The sequence below is a fragment of the Pseudomonas sp. TH04 genome, assembly GCF_016651355.1.
Lineage (GTDB): Bacteria > Pseudomonadota > Gammaproteobacteria > Pseudomonadales > Pseudomonadaceae > Aquipseudomonas > Aquipseudomonas fluorescens.
Genome location: NZ_JAEKEA010000001.1, coordinates 2,772,507 through 2,791,321 on the forward strand (window position 1 = coordinate 2,772,507; position 18,815 = coordinate 2,791,321).

Here is an 18,815-nt window from a genome sequence, read left to right on the forward strand (position 1 = left end):
ATCAAGCAATTCGTGTGGGAACTTATGGAGCAGCTGATGTCGTCGATTAAGGAGGTGATCCAGCCGCAGGTTCCCCTACGGCTACCTTGTTACGACTTCACCCCAGTCATGAATCACACCGTGGTAACCGTCCTCCCGAAGGTTAGACTAGCTACTTCTGGTGCAACCCACTCCCATGGTGTGACGGGCGGTGTGTACAAGGCCCGGGAACGTATTCACCGCGACATTCTGATTCGCGATTACTAGCGATTCCGACTTCACGCAGTCGAGTTGCAGACTGCGATCCGGACTACGATCGGTTTTGTGGGATTAGCTCCACCTCGCGGCTTGGCAACCCTCTGTACCGACCATTGTAGCACGTGTGTAGCCCAGGCCGTAAGGGCCATGATGACTTGACGTCATCCCCACCTTCCTCCGGTTTGTCACCGGCAGTCTCCTTAGAGTGCCCACCATTACGTGCTGGTAACTAAGGACAAGGGTTGCGCTCGTTACGGGACTTAACCCAACATCTCACGACACGAGCTGACGACAGCCATGCAGCACCTGTCTCAATGTTCCCGAAGGCACCAATCTATCTCTAGAAAGTTCATTGGATGTCAAGGCCTGGTAAGGTTCTTCGCGTTGCTTCGAATTAAACCACATGCTCCACCGCTTGTGCGGGCCCCCGTCAATTCATTTGAGTTTTAACCTTGCGGCCGTACTCCCCAGGCGGTCAACTTAATGCGTTAGCTGCGCCACTAAGAGCTCAAGGCTCCCAACGGCTAGTTGACATCGTTTACGGCGTGGACTACCAGGGTATCTAATCCTGTTTGCTCCCCACGCTTTCGCACCTCAGTGTCAGTATTAGTCCAGGTGGTCGCCTTCGCCACTGGTGTTCCTTCCTATATCTACGCATTTCACCGCTACACAGGAAATTCCACCACCCTCTACCATACTCTAGTCAGTCAGTTTTGAATGCAGTTCCCAGGTTGAGCCCGGGGATTTCACATCCAACTTAACAAACCACCTACGCGCGCTTTACGCCCAGTAATTCCGATTAACGCTTGCACCCTCTGTATTACCGCGGCTGCTGGCACAGAGTTAGCCGGTGCTTATTCTGTCGGTAACGTCAAAACACTAACGTATTAGGTTAATGCCCTTCCTCCCAACTTAAAGTGCTTTACAATCCGAAGACCTTCTTCACACACGCGGCATGGCTGGATCAGGCTTTCGCCCATTGTCCAATATTCCCCACTGCTGCCTCCCGTAGGAGTCTGGACCGTGTCTCAGTTCCAGTGTGACTGATCATCCTCTCAGACCAGTTACGGATCGTCGCCTTGGTGAGCCATTACCTCACCAACTAGCTAATCCGACCTAGGCTCATCTGATAGCGCAAGGCCCGAAGGTCCCCTGCTTTCTCCCGTAGGACGTATGCGGTATTAGCGTCCGTTTCCGAACGTTATCCCCCACTACCAGGCAGATTCCTAGGCTTTACTCACCCGTCCGCCGCTCTCAAGAGAAGCAAGCTTCTCTCTACCGCTCGACTTGCATGTGTTAGGCCTGCCGCCAGCGTTCAATCTGAGCCATGATCAAACTCTTCAGTTCAAACATCTTTGGGTTTTTAAGAAACCCTAAACTTGGCTCAGCAATCGTTGGTTACATCTTTGATTTCTCGCGGAGTAACTTGTGATGCTGATAATCTTGTTGACTATCAGTCTGACTCCACAAGCACCCACACGAATTGCTTGATTCAGTTGTTAAAGAGCGGTTGGTTAAGATCTTTCGTCTCAACCGAGGCGCGCATTCTACAGCAGCCTCATTTGCTGTCAAGTGATTATTTTCAGAAGTTTTCGAGGAATTCCTCAACAACTTCAACCACTTGCGCTTCCGATCTCTCGTTAGCGGGAGGCGAATTCTACAGCGTTACACGCTGCTGTCAACACCTCTTTTCCTCCGCTTTCGACCGAGAGGATCGAAACGTTAATAGAGCCAAACAACACTGCTCTACCAACTCCTTCTGGGCTTCGATGACCTGAAGCAACTCGCTGTCGAATTCTGCATAACTTCTTGTTTACCAAGGAGTTTTCCGTTTCGACTGCGCCGGAAGTGGGGCGAATTATAGACGTCCAGAATCTGCCGTCAACACCTTTTTCATATTTCTGTCATATCGATCAACAAGGCCCACAACGCAAAAGCCGGCCCCAAGGGGCCGGCTTTTAACTACAACACCTTACAAACTAGGAAACGCAAATTGCGATGCTTCATGGCTGGCCCGTTGCGGCCAACGCTGGGTAATCGCCTTGCGACGGGTATAGAAACGCACCCCATCCGGCCCATAGGCATGCAAGTCGCCAAACAACGACCGCTTCCAGCCACCAAAGCTGTGATACGCCACGGGCACCGGCAGTGGCACGTTAACACCGACCATGCCCACTTCAATCTCGTCACAGAACAGGCGTGCCGCCTCGCCGTCACGGGTGAAGATGCAGGTGCCGTTGCCATACTCGTGATCGTTGATCAGTTGCATCGCCGCTTCCAGGCTATCAACTCGAACCACACACAATACCGGCCCAAAGATTTCTTCTTTATAGATGCGCATCTCGGGGGTCACACGGTCAAACAGACTGCCGCCCAGGAAGAAGCCCTCTTCATGCCCGGCAACACTCAGGCCACGACCGTCCACCACCAGCTCGGCACCCGCCGCCACACCGTCTTCTATATAGCCACTGACTTTGTCCCGTGCCTGGCCAGTCACCAACGGTCCCATATCCAGGCCACACGAAGTGCCCGCACCGATCTTCAGGGCCTTGACCTGCGGCACCAGCTTGGCAATCAACGCATCCGCCACCTGGTCACCTACGCAAACGGCAACCGAGATCGCCATACAGCGCTCACCGCAGGAACCATACGCCGCGCCCATCAGGGCGCTCACGGCGTTATCCAGATCCGCATCCGGCATCAGCACTGCGTGGTTCTTCGCCCCACCCAGTGCCTGCACGCGTTTGCCGCGTTTGGTCGCTTCGGAGTAGATGTATTCGGCGATCGGCGTCGACCCTACAAAGCTCAGCGCCTTGACTTCCGGCGCTTCGATCAGCGCATCCACCGCGCCCTTGTCACCGTGCACCACGCTCAGCACGCCTTTGGGCAGACCCGCTTCCTGCAGCAGTTGTGCAATCAGCAGCGTCGAACTTGGATCACGCTCCGATGGTTTCAGGATGAAACAGTTGCCGCACACGATCGCCAGCGGGTACATCCACAAGGGCACCATCGCCGGGAAGTTGAACGGGGTAATACCAGCCACTACGCCCAACGGCTGGAAATCCGACCACGCATCGATGTTCGGCCCCACGTTACGGCTGTATTCGCCCTTGAGAATCTCCGGCGCCGAACAGGCGTACTCCACGTTCTCGATCCCGCGTTTCAATTCGCCCGCAGCGTCTTCCAAGGTCTTGCCATGCTCTTCGCTGATCAACTGCGAGATACGTGCTTCGTTCTGCTCCAGCAATTGCTTGAAACGAAACATCACCTGAGCGCGCTTGGCCGGTGGGGTATTGCGCCAGGCCGGGAAGGCCGCCTTGGCCGAGTCGATTGCACGTTGAATGGTTTCGCGGCTGGCCAACGGCACTTGGTGAATCACCTGGCCGGTGGACGGGTTATACACATCGGCAGTGCGACCGGACTCACTGACCAACTGGCCGTTGATCAAATGCTGGATAAGGCTCATGCAGGGCTCCTGAAAAGTTGTTCTATATAGAAGGAGAAATCAGTCGATCTTGTTCAGCACTTCGCCGACCGCATCGAACAGGCGATCCAGGTCCTGCGGCTTGCTGTTGAAGGTTGGCCCGAACTGCAGGGTGTCACCGCCAAAGCGCACGTAGAAACCGGCTTTCCACAAGGCCATACCCGCCTCAAATGGACGCACGATGGCATCACCGTCACGCGGGGCAATCTGGATCGCGCCGGCCAGGCCGTAGTTGCGAATATCGATCACGTTCTTGCTGCCCTTCAAACCGTGCAGCGCATTCTCAAAGTGCGGGGCAACCTCGGCGACGCTCTGCACCAGGTTTTCTTTCTGCAACAGGTCCAATGCCGCCAGGCCAGCGGCGCAAGCCACCGGGTGCGCCGAGTAGGTATAACCGTGGGGGAATTCCACCGCGTATTCCGGCGTCGCCTGGTTCATGAAGGTCTGGTAGATCTCGCTGCTGGCAATCACCGCGCCCATCGGGATCGCGCCGTTGGTGACTTGCTTGGCGATGCACATCAGGTCCGGGGTCACGCCAAAGCTGTCGGCACCGAACATCGAGCCGGTACGGCCGAAACCGGTGATGACTTCATCGAACACCAGCAGGATGTTGTGCTGGTCGCAGATCTCACGCAGACGTTTGAGATAGCCTTGCGGCGGCACCAGCACGCCCGCGGAGCCGGCCATCGGCTCGACAAACACCGCCGCGATATTCGACGCGTCGTGCAACTCGATCAGTTTGAGCAGCTCATCGGCCAAGGCGATACCGCCCTGCTCCGGCATGCCACGGGAGAAGGCATTGCTCGCCAGCAAGGTGTGAGGCAGGTGGTCAACATCCATCAAGCCTTGACCAAACAGCTTACGGTTACCGTTGACGCCGCCCAGGCTGGTACCGGCAATGTTCACACCGTGATAACCACGGGCGCGGCCGATCATTTTGGTCTTGGTCGCCTGGCCCTTCAGGCGCCAGTAAGCACGTACCATCTTCACTGCGGTATCGGCGCACTCGGAACCGGAATCGGTGAAGAACACGTGGTTCAGGTTGCCTGGGGTCAGATCGGTAATCTTTTCCGCCAGTTGGAATGACAACGGATGACCGTATTGGAAGCCTGGGGAGTAGTCCAGCGTGCCCAATTGTTTGGATACAGCTGCCTGGATTTCCTTGCGGGTATGCCCGGCGCCGCACGTCCACAGGCCCGACAATGAGTCGTACACCTTGCGCCCCTTGTCATCGGTCAACCAGCTGCCTTCGGCGGCCACGATCAGGCGCGGGTCACGCTGGAAGTTACGGTTAGCGGTGTAGGGCATCCAGTGAGCATCCAACTTCAGTTGGCTGGCCAGGGACGAAGGGGCGTTTTCGGGCATGTTCATCAGCAAAACCTCGCAAGGCAAAAGGCAGCGTCGGGATTGAAAGCGTTCTTGCAGCTAAATTGCCACGGGGATAAAGTCGGTGAAATCCAACTCTTCTAACCTTCAGTCAGGCCTTCACTAAACTATGAGCAGCCGTCGATCCGACCCTCTGGCCCAAGTCAGCGACTTCGATATACGCCTGTTGCGCATCTTCCGCAGCGTGGTGGAGTGCGGTGGTTTCTCGGCGGCGGAAACCGTACTGGGTATCGGCCGCTCGGCCATCAGCCAGCAAATGAGCGACCTGGAGCAACGCCTCGGATTAAGGCTGTGCCAACGCGGGCGCGCCGGGTTCTCCCTGACCGAAGAAGGCCGCGAGGTGTATCAATCGGCCCTGCAGCTATTAAGCGCCCTGGAAAGTTTTCGCACTGAGGTGAACGGTCTGCACCAGCACTTGCGCGGCGAGTTGATCATCGGCCTCACCGACAACCTCGTCACCCTGCCCCATATGCGCATCACACATGCCCTGGCGCAATTGAAGGAACGCGGCCCCGACGTGCAAATCCAGATCCGCATGATCGCCCCCAACGAAGTCGAGCAAGGTGTACTCGACGGTCGCCTGCATGTCGGTGTGGTGCCTCAGGCCAGCGCCTTGTCAGGCCTCGAATACCAACCGCTGTACAGCGAGCGTTCGCTGCTCTACTGCGCGGTCGGCCACCCATTGTTTTATGCCGACGACAAGCAACTGGACGACACCCGTATCGACAGCCAGGACGCCATCGCCCCAACCTTCCGTCTGCCTGCCGAGATCCAGGCCCATTACCAGGCACTCAACTGCACCGCCAGCGCCTCGGACCGCGAAGGCATGGCTTTCCTGATCCTCACCGGTCGCTATATCGGCTACTTGCCCGACCACTACGCCAGTCTTTGGGTGCAACAAGGCCGACTGCGTGCGCTGAAACCGGCTACACGCTTTTACGATTTAAGCCTCGCATCGGTCACGCGCAAGGGGCGTCGCCCTCATTTGGTGCTGGAAAGCTTTCTCGAGAGTTTGGCGGCAACGTGCTAAGCCGGGCCTTTTGCTAAAAGCTGAGCAACTGGACAGCTTTTTGCAAGGGAGCCAGGACCTAGAACCGTCCGTCTCGAGTTTGCCCGCCATGCCACCAGAATCCTCCAGCCCCAGCGACCTGATCTACGGCCTCAACGATCGCCCCAAACCGATCCCCGCCCTACTGGCAGCCTTGCAACATGTGCTGGCTGCCTTCGTTGGCATCATCACTCCACCGCTGATCATCGGCTCCACCCTTGGCCTCACCGCTCACCTGCCCTACTTGATCAGCATGGCGTTGATGGTTTCCGGCGTAGGAACGTTCATCCAGGCGCGTAGACCTTTTGGCATAGGTGCCGGGATGATCTGCCTGCAAGGCACCAGCTTTGCGTTTCTCGGCGCGGTGTTGTCGGCGGGGTTCCTGGTCAAGCAACGTGGCGGTAGCCCGGAGGACATCATGGCGATGATCTTCGGCGTGTGCTTCTTCGGCGCGGCCGTACAAATCGTGCTGAGCCGGTTTATCGGGCAACTGCGTCGAGTCATCACGCCATTGGTGACCGGCATCGTCATCACCTTGATCGGTATCAGCCTGATCAAAGTGGGCATCACCGACCTTGGCGGGGGGTTCAACGCTCCCGACTTCGGCGCGCCCACCAACCTGGCGCTGGGTCTGTTCGTGGTGCTGACCATCATCCTGCTGAACCGCTCGAACACCCCGTGGGTGCGCCTCTCGGCGATCATCATCGGCCTGGCCCTCGGCAGCCTCGCGGCGTGGTTCAGTGGCAAACTGGTGCCGCAAGCCTTGCCCGACCTGCCGCTGGTCAGCCTGCCGATACCGTTTCGCTTCGGTTTCAATTTCGACTGGAGCGCCTTCCTGCCCATCGCGCTGATTTATCTGATCAGCAGCATCGAAACCGTCGGCGACCTCACCGCCAATTGTATGATCGCTCGCCAGCCTATCAGCGGCCCGTCTTATATAAGCCGGCTCAAAGGCGGCGTACTCGGCGATGGCGTCAGTTGCATGATCGCGGCCACTTTCAGCGCCTTTCCGAATACGACCTTCGCGCAGAACAACGGCGTGATTCAACTCACCGGCGTGGCCAGCCGTTACGTCGGTTTATACATCGGCGTGGTGCTGTGTTGCCTCGGGCTGTTTCCGCTGATTGGCGCCGTGCTGCAGCAAATTCCCAAGCCGGTATTGGGCGGCGCGACCCTGGTGATGTTCGGCAGCGTGGCCGCCGCCGGTGTGCGCATCCTCGCCCAGGCACCGCTGGACCGGCGCAGCATGCTGATCATTGCCACCTCATTTGGCGTCGGCCTGGGCATTGCCGCACAACCGAACCTGCTGCATTTGATGCCGCCTTTGGTGCAAAACCTGTTCGACTCAGCCATCACCAGCGGGGGCCTGACCGCCATCGTGTTGTGCCTATTATTGCCCGAAGCCAAAGCGGCGCGCATTGCCGCAAACCACGCCCCGGAAAGCGACACGCTGGAACCGCTTTGACGGTTTTATTGCATCGGGACTTGTCTGAGGCTTGAGGGTGGGTTATCTGTGCACACGTCGTCTCTATCGATCAGCACGGAAACCTCCATGAGCCTCGAAGTTCCTGCCCACAGCAACCACGCCGGTAAACCCGCCAGCCGCATTCGGCAAAAGAATGAACAAGCAATTCTCCAGGCTGCTGAAGACGAGTTCGCGCGCCATGGCTACAAAGGCACCAGCATGAACACCATTGCCTCGAGTGCCGGGCTGCCCAAGGCTAATTTGCACTATTACTTCACCAACAAACTCGGCCTGTACATCGCGGTGCTGAGCAATATCCTTGAATTGTGGGACAGCACGTTCAACGCGCTCACCGCCGAGGACGACCCGGCCGTGGCGCTCACCCGCTACATCCGCACCAAAATGGAATTTTCCCGGCGCCACCCGCAAGCCTCGCGAATTTTCGCCATGGAAATCATCAGTGGCGGCGAATGCCTCACCGAATATTTCAGCCAGGACTACCGCGCCTGGTTCAGTGGCCGGGCGGCAGTGTTCCAGGCCTGGATCGACGCCGGCAAGATGGACCCCATCGACCCCGTGCACCTGATCTTCCTGTTGTGGGGCAGCACCCAGCACTACGCCGACTTCGCCACCCAGATCTGCCGCGTCACCGGGCGTACCAAGCTGACCAAGCAAGACATGGAAGACGCGGGCACCAACCTGATCCACATCATTCTCAAAGGCTGTGGCATCAAGCCGGCCCTATAAACGAAGCGATTTATGCCTTTCACGCTCACAGGCCTTTGCGAATTTCGTGAAGAAATACGCAAAAGCCGCTTTATCACCCTGGCGGCGCCCATCACCAGCCCGCAAGACGCCCAGGCGTTTTTTGAGCTGCACAGTGACCTGAACGCCACGCACAACTGCTGGGCCTGGAAACTGGCCGACCAGTACCGCAGCAATGACGATGGCGAGCCCGGCGGTACTGCCGGTCGACCGATTCTGGCGGCCATCGAAGCCCAGGGGTTTGATCAAGTCGCGGTGCTGGTGATCCGCTGGTACGGCGGCATCCAACTGGGCACCGGCGGCCTGGCCCGCGCCTACGGCGGCGGCGCAAACAAATGCCTGCAGACTGCCGACCGCATCGAGTTGATCAGCCGCGTACCGCTGAGTTGCGCCTGCGGTTTTTCCGAATTGAACCTGGTGAAACTGCGCGTTGCCGAACTGGGCGGGCTGGTGACGGAAGAAACCTTCACCGCCAACGGCGTCGAGTTACAGCTTGCACTGGGCGAAGCACACATCGCTACGCTGCAGACTCAACTCGCCGACCTGAGCCGTGGGCGTATCCTGCTGGAACGCTGAAACTGCCCACATCTACTGTGCACCCGCCTGTGGATAACCTGAGCACATCCGCCTGTAACCCTTCTGTCACAAGGCGTTGCGGGCGCTGTTCACTTTTTGTCCAATGAGACTTCGCGCCATTTAGCCAAGTCTGCGCTAATGTAGTTCGCTCAATTTCCTGAACCGCGACTTCAAAGGAAGCCCTGCATGTCTACGCCAAAAACTGCACTGATCATCGGCGCCTCGCGCGGGCTGGGCCTTGGCCTGGTCAAGCAATTGATCGAGGACGGCTGGGACGTGACCGCCACCGTGCGCGATCCGAACAAGGCCGATGCCCTGAAAGCCGTTGGCCCGGCACAGATCGAGAAACTGGACATGGACGATCAGCAAGCCGTAATCGCCCTGAGCCAGCGCCTCAAGGACCGCACCTTCGACCTGCTGTTCGTCAACGCGGGCGTCAAAGGCCCGGCCAACCAGGAACCTGGCCACGCCACCCTCGCGGAAGTCGGCCAGCTGTTTTTCACTAACGCCGTGGCGCCGATCAACCTGGCCCAGCGGTTTGTCGGGCAGATCCGCAAAGACAGCGGTGTACTGGCCTTCATGAGCTCAGTGCTCGGCAGCGTGACCATTCCCGATGGTTCGGACCTGGCGCTGTACAAGGCCAGCAAGGCCGCACTCAACTCCATGACCAATAGCTTTATCACCCAGCTGGGCGACCACACACTCACCGTGCTGTCGCTGCACCCGGGCTGGGTGAAGACCGACATGGGCGGCGAAAACGCACAGATCGATGTCGACACCAGCGTGCGGGGCCTGGTGGATCAGGTGAATGCCTACACAGGCAAGGGCGGCCATCACTTTGTTGACTACAAAGGCGACACCATTGCCTGGTAAGGACCCCGGATCAACAGGTAGGACGAGCAATGCGACGATTCGACTTGCCTCTTCCCACACTGATCGGGTGCGCTTTCCTACACCTAGACCAGATCGCGAACTACACGTAATCTAGCCACCTCGCCTTCACCGGCGACCCTGGATCAGCAGACAGGGCAACACTGAGCTGGCAAACCTGAACCCATCATTCAGAGGAGCCGGCCAATGCCTGCGACCCGTATCTGGTTAAAAAACCCCCTCGCGATTTTCACTGCCAATGGCCTCGACGCCCGTGGTGGCCTGGTGCTGCAAGACGGTGTGATCACCGAAGTGCTGGGCTGGAGCCAAGAGCCCGCAGTACCTTGTGGACACGTGTTCGACGCCCGCGAGCACGTGATTCTTCCCGGTTTGATCAACACCCACCATCACTTCTATCAAACCCTGACACGCGCCTGGGCGCCGGTCGTTAATCAGCCGTTGTTCCCGTGGCTGAAAACCCTGTATCCGGTTTGGGCGCGTTTGACCCCTGAAAAACTCGCCCTGGCCTCCAAAGTCGCGCTCGCGGAACTGCTGCTCTCGGGCTGTACCACGGCAGCCGATCACCACTACCTGTTCCCCGACGGCCTGGAAAATGCCATCGACGTACAGGTCGATAGCGTGCGCGAGCTGGGCATGCGCGCCATGCTTACGCGAGGCTCCATGAGCCTGGGCGAGGCCGATGGCGGCCTGCCGCCGCAACAAACCGTGCAACAAGGCCAAGTCATTCTCGAAGACAGCCAACGCCTGATCCGCGAATACCACCAGCGTGGCGACGGCGCGCAGATTCAGATCGCCCTGGCGCCCTGCTCGCCGTTTTCCGTCACGCCGGAAATCATGGAAGCCAGCGCCGAACTGGCCAACAACCTCGACGTGCGCCTGCACACGCATTTGGCAGAAACCCTCGATGAGGAAGACTTCTGCCTGCAGCGTTTCGGCCTGCGCACCGTGGATTATCTCGACAGCGTCGGCTGGCTCGGCCCACGCACCTGGCTGGCCCATGGGATTCACTTCAACCCGGATGAAATCGCGCGCCTGGGGGCTGCGGGCACGGGCATCGGCCATTGCCCGAGCTCAAATATGCGCCTGGCTTCCGGTATCTGCCCGACCCTGGACCTGCTTGCCGCCGGTGCGCCCATTGGCCTTGGCGTGGACGGTTCCGCCTCCAACGATGCATCCAACATGATCCTCGAAGCCCGCCAGGCCCTGTACATCCAGCGCCTGCGTTACGGCGCGGAAAAGATCACGCCTGAAGGCGTGCTGGGCTGGGCGACCAAGGGCTCGGCGCAACTGCTGGGGCGTACGGACATTGGTGAGTTGGCGGTAGGCAAACAGGCTGACCTGGCGCTATTCAAACTCGACGAACTGCGCTTCTCCGGCAGCCACGATCCGATTTCGGCGCTGCTGTTATGCGGCGCCGACCGTGCGGACAGGGTGATGATCGGCGGCAAATGGCGAGTCATCGACGGCCAGGTCGAAGGCCTGGACCTCAAAGGCTTGATCGCCGACCACACCCAGGCGGCGCGGCAGTTGATCGCCGGAACCTAATCAACATGGGGTTCGTCGACTCTACTTAGTCGGTTACAACCCAAGCAGCGACAGCATGATAAAGGTCGCAAACAACACGAAATGGGTCATCCCTTCGATGGCGTTGGTTTCGCCATCGTTGAGGTTGATCGCGCTGACGACCAGCGTGATCAACACCATCACGGTTTGCACCGGCGTCATTGCCATCTGGAACGGCTGGCCAGTGTAGAGCGCCATGGCCTCCATCACCGGCACCGTCAGAATGACAGTCGACAATGAAGCGCCCAATGCGATGTTCACGACCGATTGCATACGGTTGGCCAAGGCCGCGCGCAATGCCGTCAAAATTTCCGGTGCCGCCGAAATCGCCGCGACCACAATTGCGGTGATGACCGGCGGTGCACCGGTGCCTTCCAGGCCCAGGTCGAGGGTCTTGGACATCACCTCGGCCAGCGCGCCGATCACAATCACCCCGAACACCAGCGTACCGATGGAGAACGCCAGACTTATCGATGGCTCCTGCTGTTCTTCAGGCTGTTTTTTGCGGCGTTTTTCCGGGTAGCTGTAGCTGAAGAAATAACTGTGCGGCCCGACCTGCATGCGCAGAAACAAGGTGTAGAGCACCACCATCGCGCCGATGGTGAAGGCCGAGTAAATTTTCCAGTCCGCTTCTGGGATAAATTCCGGCACCACCATCGACACGCCCATCGCGGTGAGGATCATCACACTGTAAGTGCGCGCCGAATCATCGTTGTAGGACTGCTCGCCATGCTTGATGCCGCCCATCAATGCGGCCAGGCCGAGGATGCCGTTGATATCGAGCATCACCGCCGAGTAAATGGTGTCGCGCACCAGCGTCGGCGACGGCTCGTTGCTCATCATGATCGCCAGGATCACCACCTCCACCAGCACGGCGGCGAGCGTCAGGATCATCGTGCCGTAGGGGTCACCGACTTTTTCCGCGAGTTGTTCGGCATGGTGCGCCACGCGCATCGACGCCATGACGATAAAGCCGATCAGTGCTACGCCGGCCAGCAGCGCCACCATTTGCCCGTTGTGGAGCATCCAGTGCTCCAGCGGGTAGGCTGCGATGGCGGCAATCAGCGCCAGCAGCATGTATTTTTCTTGCTTGAGGGATGTGAGCATTCCGGGCCTTTTCATACGGCTAATCAGTCATTGATGGGGTACAGACTGCGCCACGCTGCTAACGTTTCGTTACACCTTAGTTCACAAGGCTTATAAGTGAAAAAAAACCAATACTCTCCTGCTGGTCAGGTTTTGCCGATTATTTCAGCCATGGCCTGTAGAATGCCGCCATTGCACCTGATGAGAATTTAGACATGTACGATTGGCTCAACGCCCTCCCCAAGGCTGAATTGCACCTGCACCTGGAAGGCTCGCTGGAGCCTGAGTTGCTGTTCGCCCTGGCCGAGCGCAACAAAATTGCGCTGCCGTGGAACGACGTCGATACCCTGCGCAAGGCCTACGCCTTCAACAACCTGCAAGAATTTCTCGACCTGTATTACAAGGGCGCCGATGTGCTGCGCACCTCCCAGGATTTCTACGACCTGACCTGGGCCTACCTGCTGCGCTGCAAAGAACAGAATGTGATCCACACCGAGCCGTTCTTCGATCCGCAGACCCACACCGACCGTGGCGTGCCGTTTGAAGTGGTGCTGAACGGGATCGCGGCTGCACTCAAAGATGGCGAACAGCAACTGGGCATCACCAGCGGCCTGATCCTCAGTTTCCTGCGCCACTTGAGCGAAGCCGAAGCCGAAAAAACCCTCGATCAAGCGCTGCCGTTCCGTGACGCGTTTGTGGCCGTCGGCCTGGACAGTTCAGAAATGGGTCACCCGCCGAGCAAGTTCCAGCGCGTGTTCGACCGTGCCCGGCATGAAGGCTTCCTCACCGTGGCCCACGCCGGCGAAGAGGGCCCGCCCGAGTACATCTGGGAAGCCCTCGACCTGCTGAAAATCCAGCGGATCGACCATGGCGTGCGCGCCATCGAAGACGAGCGTTTAATGCAACGGATCATCGACGAGCAGATCCCGCTGACCGTGTGCCCGTTGTCCAACACCAAGCTGTGTGTGTTCGATGACATGGCTCAACACAACATTCTCGACATGCTCGAGCGTGGTGTGAAAGTGACAGTGAACTCGGATGACCCGGCGTACTTCGGCGGTTATGTCACCGAGAACTTCCACGCGCTGTACACCTCGCTGGGCATGACCCAGGACCAGGCCAAACGCCTGGCGCAGAACAGCCTGGATGCGCGACTGGTAAAGCCATAAGCAACACTGATTGAATGAATACAGGCTAAATGTGGGAGCGGGCTTGCTCGCGAATGCGGTGTGTCAGTCACCAGATACATTGACTGACACACCGCATTCGCGAGCAAGCCCGCTCCCACACTGGCCTCACCAGCCTTTAGATTTCAGTTAGCTCTTCCAGCGTCTTGCCCTTCGTCTCCTTCCCGAACACCCACACCACCAGCGCCGCCACCGCAAAGCACAGCGCCCCCAAGGCAAACACCCCGCCCTGCCCGGTTATCGGGAACACCAGCCCGGTCACCAACGGCCCCAGCAATGACCCGACCCGGCCAATTGCCGACGCAAACCCCGAGCCCGTCGCCCGCGCCGAAGTGGGATACAACTCAGGCGTGTAGGTGTACAGCACCGCCCACATGCCAAACAGAAAGAACTGCATCAACAACCCTGACGTAATCAGCAGCCCTACGTTGCCGCCGAATACCGCGCTCTGCCCATACAAGAACGCCATTACCCCGCCGCCCAGCAACGTCACGACACACACCGGTTTGCGCCCCCAGCGTTCCACCAGCCAGGCCGCCATCAGGAACCCGGGAATCCCGCCCAGGGAAATGATCACCGTGTAGTACACCGACTGCGTCACGGCAAAACCCGATTGCTGCAATAACGCACTCAGCCACGACGTCAGCCCGTAGAAGCCGAGCAAGGCAAAAAACCACACGCTCCAGATCATCATCGTGCGCTGGCGATACTGTGCCGACCACAACTGCTCAAAGGCGGAGAAAAAGGTCCCCGGCACGCTCTCCACACGTGGCGAGGCAATTGGCTCCGGCAAGTCCGTGCGGCCGAGGGACTCGCGCACTTTGCGCTCAATGCCCTGCAACACCTTATCCGCCGCCTCATGCCGCCCTGCCTGCTCAAGCCAGCGCGGTGACTCGGGGATAAAAAATCGAATCGCCAACACAAACACCGCCGGCACCGCCAACACCAAAAAGATGTCCCGCCAGCCAATCACCGGCAGCAGGAAATAAGACAACACACCCGCCGCCACAAAACCCAAAGGCCAGAACCCATCCATCAAGGCGATATAGCGCCCGCGCCGTTTGGCGGGGATCAGCTCTGAAAGCATCGACTGCGCGATCGGAAACTCCATGCCCATGCCGATTCCCAGCAGGATGCGGAACAGCGTCAGCGTCTCCACCGTCTGCGCGGTGGAACACAGGTAGCTGGCGACACCCCACAACACGATGCTCCACTGGAACACCGGTTTGCGCCCAAAGCGATCAGCCAGCATGCCGGACAAAGACGCACCGACCACCATGCCGAAAAAGCTCGAACTGGCGAGTAACCCCGCCTGGGCAGTGCTCAGGCCGAACTCGGTTTTGATCGAACCTAACAGGAAGGTCATCATCGCCAGGTCCATGGAGTCGAAGAAAAACGCCAGGGCGATGATGATAAAGATGACGCGGTGGTAACCGCTGATGGGTAACCGTTCCAACCGTTCCGCTGCGCTATAGCCTTGCATACCCATGCCACACCCCTGTATGAAAAATCCCCAAAGCGAGTGTGCGGCATCGTTTTGCCCGGTTATTGCTGGATACGACCTGACTGAAACTCTGAACGACGCTCGCGCCTATGGCGCGGTCAGCCGGTTGATTTGCGCAAGCCCGGTATCCGTCACCAACAACGCGCAGGACTCGTTGATCACGCGGATCCATCCGGACTGTAAAAAAAGCTGCAACAACCCCACCCCCAACGAGCCGCCCAAGTGCGGTTGCTGCTGGCTCCAATCAACACAGTCACAGGCCAGGGGTGATGCCAGTGCCTGGGTGTAAATGCCCAGGCCCGCCAGATGCCGAGCGCCCTTGACGGTGACGTCGGTGCGCTGTTCATGACGCTTGATCCAGCCTGCTTCCAGCATCCGTCGGTACAGCCTTGCCGCCAACTCACCGCCCAGATGGCCATGGCACAACCGCGCATGGCGCAATGATGCCGGGGCGGCCAATGCCTGCGGGATAGCCAGCGGCGAACCACGCGCCGCGCTGGCCATGGTGGTACTGGCCAAGGCGTCGATAGCGGCACTGACATCGGTAGCGGCTACACGGTACAGCCGCTTGCCACGCCGGGCTTCGATCCGCAGCAAACCGCCGCCAGCCAGACGCGCCAAATGCGCATTGGCCGATGCCGCTGACAGCCCGGCGAGTGCGGCCAACTCATCCGAGGTTTTTGCCGAACCGTCCATCAAGGACCAGAGCATGGCGGTGCGCTTGGGGTCAGCGAGCAAGCTGGCGATCTGACTGATGCAAGGTGCTTCTTCCATGTATTCACTCCTTGTTAAATCATTTGTCTGCTGCGGTTGGAACCGAAGTATAAGGGCGCAAACCGCCCGCTCCGCGGCGTCTGACAGCGCGGATTGGGACAGGATTTGAGTGAAATTTCCTGCTGTAGTGAAGGCGATTACGCAGTACGCAATGGCCCTGGCCGTTGCGCGGTCAATACCGCACAACGGGACACGAGCATTTCCCGCAGCAGGTTAATCGGTTTGCTCAGTTGCGCACGGTGGGCGCAGAGTAAATTGAGCGGCGTACGCTCGCCACGCAACTCCGGCAGGATCAAGCACAAGCGCCCGGCCAACACGTCGCTGCTCACATCCAGCCAGGATTTGTAGGCAATGCCGACTCCCGCCACCGCCCAGCGGCGTACCACATCGGCGTCGTCACTGAAGCGGTCACCGGTCACGGTCAGGCTGACCTCGCGCTTGCCATCATGAAAACTCCAATGGTCGTGCACGCGACTGCCGAGCATATACAGCAAGCAATTGTGCTGGGCCAGTTGCTCCAGATGGCGGGGTTCGCCATGCCGGGCGAGGTAGCTGGGCGCAGCGCACAGCACCCGGATATTATCCGGGGCGATGGGCAGCGCGATCAGGCTGGAGTCTTCGGGCTCGCCGTAGCGCAGCGCGATGTCCACTGGCTGGCGGAACAAGTCGGCAATCCGGTCGCCGAGCAGCAGGCGGATGCTCAGTTGCGGGTATTCACGCTGAAACTCATCCAGCCACGGCAACAACTGATTACGCCCGAAGTCCGAAGGTGCCGACAGTTGCAACACGCCGCTGACATGGTCCTGGCCGCTGGCCAATAAGCGCCGCCCTTCGTCCAGCGAACTCAACGCGGCGCGGGCATATTCCAGGAAGCCCTCGCCCTCGGCAGTCAACCGCAGGCTGCGGGTGGAACGTGCCAGCAAACGCGCACCGAGTTGCTGTTCAATACGCTTCAACGCGGCGCTGGCTACCGCAGGCGACAGGTCCATCACCCGCGCCGCCGCCGACAAACTGCCCAGGTCCGCTGCCCGCACAAATAACTGCAAATCATCAAAGCGCAGCATGCATTTCCACCCATTATCAAAATTCTATTGAAACAGACTGCTGTTTTAGCCGCTTTTATCTTCACCGGAAATAGCCAATCATCTGCCCATCCCGTTTATCACGTGCCAGGAGTTGAATATGTCCGCTGCCTTTAACGTCATCGCCACGCTGATCGCCAAGCCCGGCCAACACGCCACCCTCGAACCGCTGTTGCGCGATTTGCTGGAGCCGACCCGCCGCGAGGCCGGTTGCGAGCAGTACGACCTGCATCAAGACCTGCAACACCCCGAGACCTTCTACATGCTCGAACGCTGGAGCGACGACGCCGCGCTGGCCGATCACGACCAGAGCGCGCATATCCAGAACTTCCGCACCAAGGCTGCCGACGTGATCGAACACTTCGAACTCAAGCGCCTGAAGTTTCTCGCCTGATTACCGCCCTTTTCCGGAGCCCCCATGAAAGCCATTGCCTACTACGCCTCATTGCCGATCGACGATCCAAAATCCCTGCAAGACATCGAACTGCCAGAGCCCGTCGCCGGCCCACGCGACTTGCTGGTGGAGGTCAAAGCAATCTCGGTCAACCCGGTGGACACCAAGGTGCGCCAGAACGTCGCCCCGGAAAATGGCGCCGCCAAGGTGCTGGGCTGGGACGTGGCCGGTGTGGTCAAGGCCGTCGGCAGCGAAGTGACGCTGTTCAAAGCCGGTGACAAGGTGTTTTACGCCGGCTCCCTGGTACGCCCGGGCGGCAACAGCGAACTGCACACAGTGGATGAACGCATCGTCGGCCACATGCCCAAAAGCCTGGGTTTCAGCGATGCCGCCGCGCTGCCGCTGACCGCCATCACCGCCTGGGAGCTGTTGTTCGAGCGCCTGCAAGTACGTGAAGGCAAACAGGATGAAGGCCAGAGCCTGCTGGTCGTCGGCGCTGCTGGCGGTGTGGGTTCGATCCTGACCCAACTGGCCAGCCAGCTCACCGCGCTGACAGTCATCGGCACCGCCTCGCGCCCGGAAACCCAGGCATGGGCGAAGGCGCTCGGCGCCGACTTGGTGATCGACCACAGCCAACCGTTGAGCGAAGCACTGAAAAACGCCGGCCACCCACACGTGACCCATGTCGCCAGCCTGACCCAGACCGACCATCACCTGGACCAACTGGTAGAAGCCCTGGAACCGCAGGGCAAGCTGGCATTGATCGACGACCCCAAGGCGCTGGATGTGAGCAAGCTCAAGCGCAAGAGCCTGTCGTTGCACTGGGAGTTCATGTACACGCGCTCGATGTTCGAGACACCGGACATGATCGAACAACACAACCTGCTCAACCGCGTGGCCGAGTTGATCGACGCCGGCACCCTGAAAACCACGGTGGGCGAGCACTTCGGTGTGATCAATGCGGCGAACCTGCGCCGCGCCCATGCGCTGCTGGAAAGCGGCAAGGCCAAGGGCAAGATTGTGCTGGAAGGGTTCTAAAAACAGTCTGTCAGTGTCGTCCATTATTCATGTGAGTAATGGACGACACCGCTAGTCAGAGAGTTGATCTTTGTCATATTTGTGAGCGCATTCGGGTTTATATTGGCCGCCTTTGCCACGATTCTTTTACGTGAGGAAGTCAGCAATGAAGATCCTGATAAGAGCGTTAGCAAAATCCCCGGGCAACAAATGGCAAGTCAGCCTCGACGGCGATGCTTTCACCTTCCGCAATGAAGCCGAGGCCCGTGCCTTTGCCGACACCCTGCAGGCGCGTATCCGCGCCCCCCACCGCTTTCCCCTCAACCAGCAACGTTCCGCCGCTGGCTGATCCGCAC

16 protein-coding genes and 1 rRNA gene are annotated in these 18,815 nt (G+C 59.0%); 10 read left to right on the forward strand and 7 right to left on the reverse strand.

Going from position 1 to position 18,815, the window contains the following annotated elements:
- Window positions 1-47: 47 nt before the first annotated feature.
- The 3 genes from JFT85_RS12590 to JFT85_RS12600 form a co-directional block, all read right to left on the reverse strand.
- Window positions 48-1,584 (reverse strand): 16S ribosomal RNA (locus tag JFT85_RS12590).
- 625 nt (window positions 1,585-2,209) lie between these two features.
- Window positions 2,210-3,703, reverse strand: coding sequence for a CoA-acylating methylmalonate-semialdehyde dehydrogenase (locus JFT85_RS12595; RefSeq protein WP_053254187.1), 1,494 nt, complete (start codon window positions 3,701-3,703; stop codon window positions 2,210-2,212).
- Between the two features lie 39 nt (window positions 3,704-3,742).
- Entirely contained in the window at window positions 3,743-5,092 is a 1,350-nt protein-coding gene (locus JFT85_RS12600) for an aspartate aminotransferase family protein (protein WP_053254186.1), read from the reverse strand.
- A 124-nt stretch (window positions 5,093-5,216) separates the two neighbouring features.
- Here JFT85_RS12600 and JFT85_RS12605 point away from each other — a divergent pair, with 124 nt between their 5' ends.
- The 6 genes from JFT85_RS12605 (at window position 5,217) to JFT85_RS12630 (ending at window position 11,397) form a co-directional block, all read left to right on the forward strand.
- Window positions 5,217-6,137 carry a LysR family transcriptional regulator gene (locus JFT85_RS12605; RefSeq protein WP_201229937.1) on the forward strand — a complete coding sequence of 307 codons (921 nt, stop codon included), beginning with the start codon at window positions 5,217-5,219 and terminating at the stop codon, window positions 6,135-6,137.
- Window positions 6,138-6,225: 88 nt separating this feature from the next.
- The gene (locus JFT85_RS12610; RefSeq protein WP_053254184.1) at window positions 6,226-7,620 is read left to right on the forward strand and encodes a uracil-xanthine permease family protein; all 1,395 of its coding nucleotides are present in this window, start codon (window positions 6,226-6,228) and stop codon (window positions 7,618-7,620) included.
- Between the two features lie 87 nt (window positions 7,621-7,707).
- Window positions 7,708-8,367, forward strand: coding sequence for a TetR/AcrR family transcriptional regulator (locus JFT85_RS12615; RefSeq protein WP_053254183.1), 660 nt, complete (start codon window positions 7,708-7,710; stop codon window positions 8,365-8,367).
- Window positions 8,368-8,379: 12 nt separating this feature from the next.
- A complete protein-coding gene (locus tag JFT85_RS12620) occupies window positions 8,380-8,961 on the forward strand; it encodes an IMPACT family protein (RefSeq protein WP_053254182.1) in 582 nt (193 codons plus the stop codon).
- A gap of 186 nt (window positions 8,962-9,147) precedes the next feature.
- Complete coding sequence (locus JFT85_RS12625; RefSeq protein ID WP_069550946.1) at window positions 9,148-9,834, forward strand: SDR family oxidoreductase; 687 nt, start codon at window positions 9,148-9,150, stop codon at window positions 9,832-9,834.
- Between the two features lie 204 nt (window positions 9,835-10,038).
- Window positions 10,039-11,397 carry an 8-oxoguanine deaminase gene (locus JFT85_RS12630; RefSeq protein ID WP_201229938.1) on the forward strand — a complete coding sequence of 453 codons (1,359 nt, stop codon included), beginning with the start codon at window positions 10,039-10,041 and terminating at the stop codon, window positions 11,395-11,397.
- A 33-nt stretch (window positions 11,398-11,430) separates the two neighbouring features.
- Here the strand turns inward: JFT85_RS12630 and JFT85_RS12635 are convergent, their stop codons facing one another.
- Window positions 11,431-12,522, reverse strand: a complete 1,092-nt coding sequence (locus JFT85_RS12635; protein WP_069550945.1) for a calcium:proton antiporter — start codon at window positions 12,520-12,522, stop codon at window positions 11,431-11,433.
- Window positions 12,523-12,716: 194 nt separating this feature from the next.
- Between JFT85_RS12635 and JFT85_RS12640 the strand changes: the two genes are divergently transcribed.
- Window positions 12,717-13,670: an adenosine deaminase gene (locus JFT85_RS12640; RefSeq protein WP_053254178.1), complete on the forward strand. Its 954-nt coding sequence runs from the start codon at window positions 12,717-12,719 to the stop codon at window positions 13,668-13,670.
- A 136-nt stretch (window positions 13,671-13,806) separates the two neighbouring features.
- Here the strand turns inward: JFT85_RS12640 and JFT85_RS12645 are convergent, their stop codons facing one another.
- The 3 genes from JFT85_RS12645 to JFT85_RS12655 all read right to left on the reverse strand — a co-directional run bounded on the left by JFT85_RS12645 (window position 13,807) and on the right by JFT85_RS12655 (window position 17,030).
- Window positions 13,807-15,177 carry an MFS transporter gene (locus JFT85_RS12645; RefSeq protein WP_053254177.1) on the reverse strand — a complete coding sequence of 457 codons (1,371 nt, stop codon included), beginning with the start codon at window positions 15,175-15,177 and terminating at the stop codon, window positions 13,807-13,809.
- Between the two features lie 102 nt (window positions 15,178-15,279).
- Window positions 15,280-15,966: an ArsR/SmtB family transcription factor gene (locus JFT85_RS12650; protein ID WP_187602081.1), complete on the reverse strand. Its 687-nt coding sequence runs from the start codon at window positions 15,964-15,966 to the stop codon at window positions 15,280-15,282.
- 137 nt (window positions 15,967-16,103) lie between these two features.
- The gene (locus JFT85_RS12655) at window positions 16,104-17,030 is read right to left on the reverse strand and encodes a LysR family transcriptional regulator (protein WP_053254175.1); all 927 of its coding nucleotides are present in this window, start codon (window positions 17,028-17,030) and stop codon (window positions 16,104-16,106) included.
- 118 nt (window positions 17,031-17,148) lie between these two features.
- On the opposite strand from JFT85_RS12655, the gene JFT85_RS12660 reads away from it, so the two are divergent.
- From JFT85_RS12660 to JFT85_RS12670, 3 genes are all read left to right on the forward strand, one after another.
- A complete protein-coding gene (locus JFT85_RS12660) occupies window positions 17,149-17,442 on the forward strand; it encodes a putative quinol monooxygenase (protein ID WP_053254174.1) in 294 nt (97 codons plus the stop codon).
- Between the two features lie 24 nt (window positions 17,443-17,466).
- Window positions 17,467-18,480, forward strand: coding sequence for a zinc-binding alcohol dehydrogenase family protein (locus tag JFT85_RS12665; protein ID WP_053254173.1), 1,014 nt, complete (start codon window positions 17,467-17,469; stop codon window positions 18,478-18,480).
- A gap of 145 nt (window positions 18,481-18,625) precedes the next feature.
- Complete coding sequence (locus JFT85_RS12670) at window positions 18,626-18,808, forward strand: hypothetical protein (protein ID WP_053254172.1); 183 nt, start codon at window positions 18,626-18,628, stop codon at window positions 18,806-18,808.
- Window positions 18,809-18,815 lie beyond the last annotated feature (7 nt).

Bases quoted from the DNA above. Each gene is read 5' to 3' on its own strand.
- JFT85_RS12595 (WP_053254187.1), bottom strand. From the start codon at position 3,703: ATGAGCCTTATCCAGCATTTGATCAACGGCCAGTTGGTCAGTGAGTCC.
- JFT85_RS12600 (WP_053254186.1), bottom strand. From the start codon at position 5,092: ATGAACATGCCCGAAAACGCCCCTTCGTCCCTGGCCAGCCAACTGAAG.
- JFT85_RS12605 (WP_201229937.1), top strand. From the start codon at position 5,217: ATGAGCAGCCGTCGATCCGACCCTCTGGCCCAAGTCAGCGACTTCGAT.
- JFT85_RS12610 (WP_053254184.1), top strand. From the start codon at position 6,226: ATGCCACCAGAATCCTCCAGCCCCAGCGACCTGATCTACGGCCTCAAC.
- JFT85_RS12615 (WP_053254183.1), top strand. From the start codon at position 7,708: ATGAGCCTCGAAGTTCCTGCCCACAGCAACCACGCCGGTAAACCCGCC.
- JFT85_RS12620 (WP_053254182.1), top strand. From the start codon at position 8,380: ATGCCTTTCACGCTCACAGGCCTTTGCGAATTTCGTGAAGAAATACGC.
- JFT85_RS12625 (WP_069550946.1), top strand. From the start codon at position 9,148: ATGTCTACGCCAAAAACTGCACTGATCATCGGCGCCTCGCGCGGGCTG.
- JFT85_RS12630 (WP_201229938.1), top strand. From the start codon at position 10,039: ATGCCTGCGACCCGTATCTGGTTAAAAAACCCCCTCGCGATTTTCACT.
- JFT85_RS12635 (WP_069550945.1), bottom strand. From the start codon at position 12,522: ATGCTCACATCCCTCAAGCAAGAAAAATACATGCTGCTGGCGCTGATT.
- JFT85_RS12640 (WP_053254178.1), top strand. From the start codon at position 12,717: ATGTACGATTGGCTCAACGCCCTCCCCAAGGCTGAATTGCACCTGCAC.
- JFT85_RS12645 (WP_053254177.1), bottom strand. From the start codon at position 15,177: ATGGGTATGCAAGGCTATAGCGCAGCGGAACGGTTGGAACGGTTACCC.
- JFT85_RS12650 (WP_187602081.1), bottom strand. From the start codon at position 15,966: ATGGAAGAAGCACCTTGCATCAGTCAGATCGCCAGCTTGCTCGCTGAC.
- JFT85_RS12655 (WP_053254175.1), bottom strand. From the start codon at position 17,030: ATGCTGCGCTTTGATGATTTGCAGTTATTTGTGCGGGCAGCGGACCTG.
- JFT85_RS12660 (WP_053254174.1), top strand. From the start codon at position 17,149: ATGTCCGCTGCCTTTAACGTCATCGCCACGCTGATCGCCAAGCCCGGC.
- JFT85_RS12665 (WP_053254173.1), top strand. From the start codon at position 17,467: ATGAAAGCCATTGCCTACTACGCCTCATTGCCGATCGACGATCCAAAA.
- JFT85_RS12670 (WP_053254172.1), top strand. From the start codon at position 18,626: ATGAAGATCCTGATAAGAGCGTTAGCAAAATCCCCGGGCAACAAATGG.